Source organism: Streptomyces sp. SID14478 (assembly GCF_010548525.1).
Classification (GTDB): domain Bacteria; phylum Actinomycetota; class Actinomycetes; order Streptomycetales; family Streptomycetaceae; genus Streptomyces.
Window position 1 is genome coordinate 1 of record NZ_JAAGMG010000492.1, and the last position, 6,037, is coordinate 6,037.

At 72.7% G+C, this 6,037-nt stretch carries 7 protein-coding genes and 1 pseudogene; 2 read left to right on the top strand and 6 right to left on the bottom strand.

What is annotated here, in order from left to right:
* Both G3I40_RS16280 and G3I40_RS16285 read right to left on the bottom strand, forming a co-directional pair.
* Positions 1–737 (bottom strand): DUF5931 domain-containing protein (locus G3I40_RS16280; protein ID WP_239091774.1); only part of this gene is annotated, 737 nt, incomplete at its 3' end.
* A 23-nt stretch (positions 738–760) separates the two neighbouring features.
* On the bottom strand, positions 761–1,540 hold the full coding sequence (locus tag G3I40_RS16285; protein WP_164302879.1) for a lysophospholipid acyltransferase family protein: 780 nt from the start codon (positions 1,538–1,540) through the stop codon (positions 761–763).
* Positions 1,541–1,718: 178 nt separating this feature from the next.
* On the opposite strand from G3I40_RS16285, the gene G3I40_RS16290 reads away from it, so the two are divergent.
* Entirely contained in the window at positions 1,719–2,537 is an 819-nt protein-coding gene (locus G3I40_RS16290; protein ID WP_164302880.1) for an alpha/beta fold hydrolase, read from the top strand.
* Positions 2,538–2,646: 109 nt separating this feature from the next.
* Positions 2,647–3,195 carry a hypothetical protein gene (locus tag G3I40_RS16295; protein ID WP_164302881.1) on the top strand — a complete coding sequence of 183 codons (549 nt, stop codon included), beginning with the start codon at positions 2,647–2,649 and terminating at the stop codon, positions 3,193–3,195.
* A gap of 22 nt (positions 3,196–3,217) precedes the next feature.
* On the opposite strand, the gene G3I40_RS16300 is transcribed toward G3I40_RS16295, so the two are convergent.
* From G3I40_RS16300 to G3I40_RS16315, 4 genes and pseudogenes are all read right to left on the bottom strand, one after another.
* Positions 3,218–3,967, bottom strand: coding sequence for an endonuclease/exonuclease/phosphatase family protein (locus tag G3I40_RS16300; protein ID WP_164302876.1), 750 nt, complete (start codon positions 3,965–3,967; stop codon positions 3,218–3,220).
* Between the two features lie 67 nt (positions 3,968–4,034).
* Positions 4,035–4,988, bottom strand: coding sequence for an ROK family glucokinase (locus tag G3I40_RS16305; RefSeq protein ID WP_164302877.1), 954 nt, complete (start codon positions 4,986–4,988; stop codon positions 4,035–4,037).
* A 77-nt stretch (positions 4,989–5,065) separates the two neighbouring features.
* Positions 5,066–5,503, bottom strand: a complete 438-nt coding sequence (locus tag G3I40_RS16310; protein ID WP_164302878.1) for a DUF5304 domain-containing protein — start codon at positions 5,501–5,503, stop codon at positions 5,066–5,068.
* 79 nt (positions 5,504–5,582) lie between these two features.
* Positions 5,583–6,037, bottom strand: a pseudogene (locus tag G3I40_RS16315) (ArsA family ATPase); the annotation flags it as partial.

Consider the following 6,037-nt stretch of genomic DNA (forward strand, 5'->3'; position numbering starts at 1 on the left):
GGGGCGAGCCCGCCGGCCACCAGCGTGCGCAGCGCGACCTCCTGCTCGCCCGCCATCCGGCCGAGCTCGGCGGCCTCGCCGCCCAGCGCGGTGCCGCGCCGCTGCACCATGGCCAGGACCTGCAGCACGCTGTCGTGGATGTCGCGGGCCAGGCGCTCCCGCTCGCGCGTGGCCGCCTCGATCTCCAGGGCGCGGGCGAGGGTGCGCTCGGAGGCGCGGGCCACCTCGACGACGTAGCCGATGGCGATGGACGCGATGCAGACCAGCAGCACGTTGTGCAGGGTGCTGCGGCTGAGGTCGCCGCGCTGGACCACGTTGGCGACGCCGATGAACAGGGACGCGGTGGCCGCCCAGCGCCAGCCGCCCTTGAGGGCCCAGGCGAGGACCGCGCCCGCCGTCCATATCGACGGCAGCGTCGAGCCGCCGGTCACGGCCCGCTCGTGGTCCGCGACGGGCGACAGCAGGATGCCGGTGACGGCGACCGTCAGGTCGGCGGTGAGGAACCGCTTGGTGCAGCGCCGGGCGCCCGACACCTGTGGCAGCGTCGCCACCGTCCACCCGGCCAGTACGGCGTAGAACGCGATGCCGACCCAGGGGCGGTCGTAGACCTCGTAGGAGGAGGCGAAGAGCCCGATCGCGTACAGCATGGTGAGGACGCGGTAGCCCATGAGGGCGCGCCACAGCGGCTGTTCGACCGACATCCGGACGACGCGCTCGCGCCGGACCGTGCTCCCCATGTCCCCCACCCCCGACGTGACGGCTAGGCGCCGCCGCGCTCCTTCTCCAGCGCCTTCTGCGCTTCCTTCTCGGCCTTCTCGGCCTTCTCCGCTTTTTCCTTCTCGGCCTTCTCGGCCTTGGCCGCATCCGCGATCTGCCGCTTGGCGGCGGTCGCGTACATGTCGACGTACTCCTGGCCGGACAGCTTCATGATTTCGTACATGACCTCGTCGGTCACCGCCCGCAGCACGAACCGGTCGCTCTCCATGCCCTGGTAGCGGCTGAAGTCGAGCGGCTTGCCGATGCGGATGCCCGGGCGCATGAGCTTCGGCATGACCTGGCCGGGGGGCTGGATCTTCTCCGTGTCGATCATGGCGACCGGGATGACGGGCGCGCCGGTGGCCAGCGCCACCCGGGCCAGGCCGCCGGGCTTGCCGCGGTACAGGCGGCCGTCGGGGGAGCGCGTGCCCTCGGGGTAGATGCCGAACAGCTCGCCGCGTTCGAGCACCTCGATGCCGCTCTTGATGGCGGCCTCACCGGCGCCGCGCGAACCGGAGCGGTCCACGGGCAGCTGGCCGACGCCCTTGAAGAAGGCCGCCGTCAACTTGCCCTTCACCCCGGGAGTGGTGAAGTACTCCGCCTTCGCGATGAAGGTGACCTTGCGGTCGAGGACGGCCGGCAGGAAGAACGAGTCGGAGAAGGAGAGGTGGTTGCTGGCGAGGATCGCCGCACCCTCGGCGGGGATGTTCTCCATCCCTTCCACCCACGGCCGGAATCCGAGCTTCAGCGGCCCCCCGATGGCCACCTTCATTGCGCCGTAGATCAACCCTCTGCCTTCCCTCGTACTCGGACCTCGTCCACGGACTCGTCCGCGGATCGGCCCGAGGATCAGACCTTAACCCGCGGGGCCGCCCACAGGCCCGACGACCCTGGTCGGTGTCAGTCCGGTCGCGTACGGTGATGTGCACGTCCCGATGCCACTTGATGAACAGGAGACCGAGGTGCCGGTCCTTCCTGGAGCCGAGCCGTACCGCCATGAAGGCGGCGAGGTCGGCGTCCTCCTCTGTCACGGCTTCACCGGATCGCCCCAGTCGCTGCGGCCCTGGGCCGCGTACCTGGCCGGGCGCGGGCTGACCGTCTCGCTGCCGCTGCTGCCCGGCCACGGCACCCGCTGGGAGGACCTGTCGGTCACGGCCTGGCAGGACTGGTACGCGGAGGTGGACCGCGCGCTGCGCGACCTCACGGAGCGCTGCGCGCAGGTGTTCGTCATGGGCCTGTCGATGGGCGGCGCGCTCGCGCTGCGCCTCGCCGCCCGGCACGGCGACCAGGTGGCGGGCCTGGTCCTGGTGAACCCGGGGATCAAGGTGCACGGCCTGGCCGCGCACGCCCTCCCCGTGGCCCGGCACCTCGTCCGCACGGTCAAGGGCATCGCCAGCGACATCGCCAAGGAGGGCTCGCAGGAGATCGGCTACGACCGGGTGCCGCTGCACTCCGCGCACCAGCTGCGCGGTTTCTTCCGCGCCGTGGACCGTGAACTGCCGCAGGTGACCCAGCCGTTGCTGGTGCTGCACAGCGTGCAGGACCACGTGGTGCCGCCCGCCGACTCGGCCCGGGTGCTCAGCCGGGTCTCCTCCCGGGACGTCACTGAGATCCTGCTGGAACAGAGCTACCACGTCGCGACGTTGGACCATGACGCGGACCGGATCTTCGAGGAGAGCTACGCCTTCGTCGACCGGCTCGCCCCCAGTGTCGGCAAGACCCCCAGCGAGGGCGTGACCAGCCCCGGCGAGGGCGCGGAAGGGACGGCCAGCGGTGGCTGAGCAGGAGCGGCGGGAGCCGGAGAGCCCCGACAGCCAGGACGGCGGCGGCAGCCCGGAGCCCGGGGCGGACGAGCAGCACGGGACGGCGCCCGAGACCCCCGGGGTCCCGATCGACGAGGACGCCGTATGGGCGCAGATCGTCGCCGGGTACGGGGAGGAGCCGCCGGACCCGCCGGGGGCGAAGCCGTTCAAGTCGATCGAGGACCTGGCGCTCCTGGACCCGGAGACCAACAGGACGCCGGGGGCCACGGGCAGGGGCCGTGACGAGGACGACGACGAGGCGCCGGAGCCGGACGCGAAGGGCCCGCTCGGCTCCTCGGTCTCCTTCGCGCCCGGCGTCGCCGCCGCCCCGGGCCCGCGGGACCACAGCGCGCCGGAGGGGTCCGAGGACGACTTCGACGCGGACGACGAGGGCCACTTCGTGCCGCCGGAGCCGCCGCCGCTCCCGGAGGCGGACGTGACGGCCAAGTTCGCCTGGCTGGCGGTGATCGGCGGGCCGGTGCTGCTGCTGGTCTCCGTGCTGCTCGGCTGGGAGATGACGTGGTGGCTGACGACGCTCTGCGTCGGCGGCTTCCTCGGCGGCTTCGCCACGCTCGTGGCCCGGATGGAGTCGGACGACGACGAGGACGAGGACCCCGGGCGCGGAGCCGTGGTCTGAGCCCCGCTCCCCCGTTTCGTGCCTACGCGGCAGGAATCCTGAGGGCGGCCAGGACCGGCAGGTGGTCCGTGGCCGCCCTCAGTTCGTCCGGGTCCAGGTCGGGGACGCCGCAGCCGAGCACCTCGATGCCCTTGGTGGCGAGGATCGCGTCGATGCGCTGATGGGGGTCGGCCGGGGTGGACGTGTACTCGGCACCCCAGGGCCGGGTCGCCCAGGCGTCGTTCAGGGCGTTCGCCAGGCGCCGGAAGGTCCGCCCGTCGGGCCGCTCGTTGAGGTCGCCGCCCGCGACGGCGTGCTCGACGCCCATCGCCGCGATGCGGTCGAGGAGCATCCCGCCCTGCGCGTACCGCTCGTCCTTCTGCAGACTCAGGTGGCAGGAGACGACGCCGAGCCGGACGCCCCCGAACCGGACGACGGCGGTCGCGAAGCCGCGCCGGTGCAGTCCGGGCGTCAGCGGCAGCAGCACGTCCTCGGTCCGCTCGACCGTCGCGCGCAGCGAGCACAGCAGCGCCGGGCCCGCCGCGCTGCCGCCGCCCGTTAGCAGCACCAGGTCCGCGGCGCGGGCGAGCCGGGCGAGTTTCTTGCGCCAGCGGAAGAAGCGCGGCGCCTCCTGGACCAGTACGAGATCCGGTGCGCAGGCCTTCATCACCCGGGCGAGCGCGACCGGGTCGTCGCGCATCGAGCGGATGTTGTAGCTGAGGACGCGGATGACGGCCGAACCGTCGGATTCGGTACGGGAGTTGGGGAGCACGGAGAGCGAGCCGGAGTCCATGGCGATCAAGATACGCCGGTGCCCGCCGCCCCCGGGGGGAACGACGGGCACCGTCGGCACTTCGGTGTCACATGACCGGGTCGGGCTCCCGCGCCAGGTCGGCGGCGCCGACCATGCCCGCCTTGTTGCCCAGCTGGGCGGCGATGACGTCGGCCACCGGCCGCCAGTTCCCGCCGACCAGCCAGCGCTTGTACGACTTGCGGATCGGGTCGAGGACCAGCTCGCCCTCGTCCGACAGGCCGCCGCCGACGATGAACGCCGACGGGTCGAAGAGCGAGGCCAGGTCGGCCAGGCCCGCGCCGGCCCAGCGGGCCAGCTCCCGGTAGGAGTCGACGGCCACCAGGTCGCCCTGGCGGGCGGCCATGGAGATGTGCTTGCCCTCGATGCCCTCGGGGGTGCCGTCGCCCAGCGACAGCAGGTACTCGGCGTTCTCCGGGGTCGCGTTCGCCCGCTGCATGGCGTAGCGCACCAGTGCGCGGCCGGAGGCGTACTGCTCCCAGCAGCCCTGCGAGCCGCAGCCGCACAGCAGGCCGTCCGGCACCATGCGGATGTGGCCGAACTCGGCGGCCACGCCGAAGTGGCCGCGGCGCAGCTTGTTGCCGATGATGATGCCGCCGCCGAGGCCGGTGCCGAGCGTGATGCAGATGACGTTGCGATGGCCCTTGCCCGCGCCGAACCTGTACTCGCCCCAGGCCGCCGCGTTGGCGTCGTTCTCGACGACGACGGGCAGGCCGACGCGTCCCTCGACCTTCTCCTTCAGCGGTTCCTGGCGCCAGTCGATGTTCGGCGCGAAGTACACGGTGGAGCGCTGACGGTTGACGTAGCCGGCCGCACCGATGCCCACGCCCACGATCTCGTGCCCGGCCCTGGCACCTTCCACGGCCGAGGCGATCGCGTCGACGATCCCGTCAGGCGTGGAAGGCGTCGGCACCTTGAACGTGGAGAGGATGTTGCCTTCCTCGTCGACCACGCCGGCCGCGATCTTCGTGCCGCCGATATCGACGCCGATGGTGAGTCCCATGAATCCCTCAGTTCGGTCGAGCCCCGCTACGGCCCACCGTACCTGAGGGCCCGCCGACGGCAGGCCCTGAGCGGGGTTCAGTCCAGGTCGATGTGCTCCCCGCCAGGGCCTTCGTCCGTGGGGGGCTTGGTGTCCGCGGAGCCCTGCGTCCAGCGTCGCTCCTGGTTCTCGACGGCGGAGCGGTAGGCGGCGAGCAGTTCGGAACCGGCGGCGGCCAGATGGTCGAAGACGTCCGCGTTGCGCTCGATGACCGGCTCCACGACGGACCTGGCCTGCCGGACGACCTGCTTGGCGACCTGCTCGGCGGTGCCCTGGGCGACGGCGCCCAGGAACGGGGCCTGCACGGAGGAGAGCTTGTCGGTGACCGCGTCGACGAGCTTCTTCAGCTCCTCGGCGGCGGAGCCGGGCGGCGCGCCGTGCTCGGCCCGGCGGCGGGCCTTCTCCGCCGCGAGATCCTCGGCGCACGCCGTCTCCCACGCATCGGCGTCTACGGGCTGCTCTGTGGCCTCGCTCATGGCGGCTGACTCCTGCGGAGAGCTGAAGAGGTGCTGAAGCACTGACGTCTTCGACGTTACCCGAACGGGTGCACAAGGTTCACCGGGTCTGCGGCCACAGTTCGGGGTCGGGCGCGAACCGTACGCACAGTTCGCCGTCGACGAGCCCGGCCCCGGCCACGGTGCAGCGGCGGGGCGCGGAGGGCAGCGCGACGATGCGGCGGAAGGGGCCCGCGCCGACGACGATCTCGTCGCCGCGGCGGATCAGGGTGAGCTCCTCGCGCACGGCGCCGGGCAGCGGGATCCGCCAGACCAGGACTCCGTCGTCCGCGAGGCGGTCCTCGACGGGCCAGGCGGCGCGGGGCCCGGGCGGGCCGGGCAGGGGGACGTCGAGGTCGTCGGGGCCGGGGTCGTGCCCGAGGTGGGGTATCTCGTGCGCCCCCTGCCATTGGGCGACGACCTTGCGCTGGCGGGCCGCGGCGTCGGCGAGCCAGGGGTCGGTGGAGCCGTCGGGCAGGACCCGGTTGGCGAGCGGGGCCTCGGCGCGCAGGCCGT

What these genes read in the sequence shown, in the direction of transcription:
- G3I40_RS16300 (WP_164302876.1), bottom strand. Translation starts at nt 3,967, where the DNA reads ATGGACTCCGGCTCGCTCTCCGTGCTCCCCAACTCCCGTACCGAATCC.
- G3I40_RS16305 (WP_164302877.1), bottom strand. Translation starts at nt 4,988, where the DNA reads ATGGGACTCACCATCGGCGTCGATATCGGCGGCACGAAGATCGCGGCC.
- G3I40_RS16310 (WP_164302878.1), bottom strand. Translation starts at nt 5,503, where the DNA reads ATGAGCGAGGCCACAGAGCAGCCCGTAGACGCCGATGCGTGGGAGACG.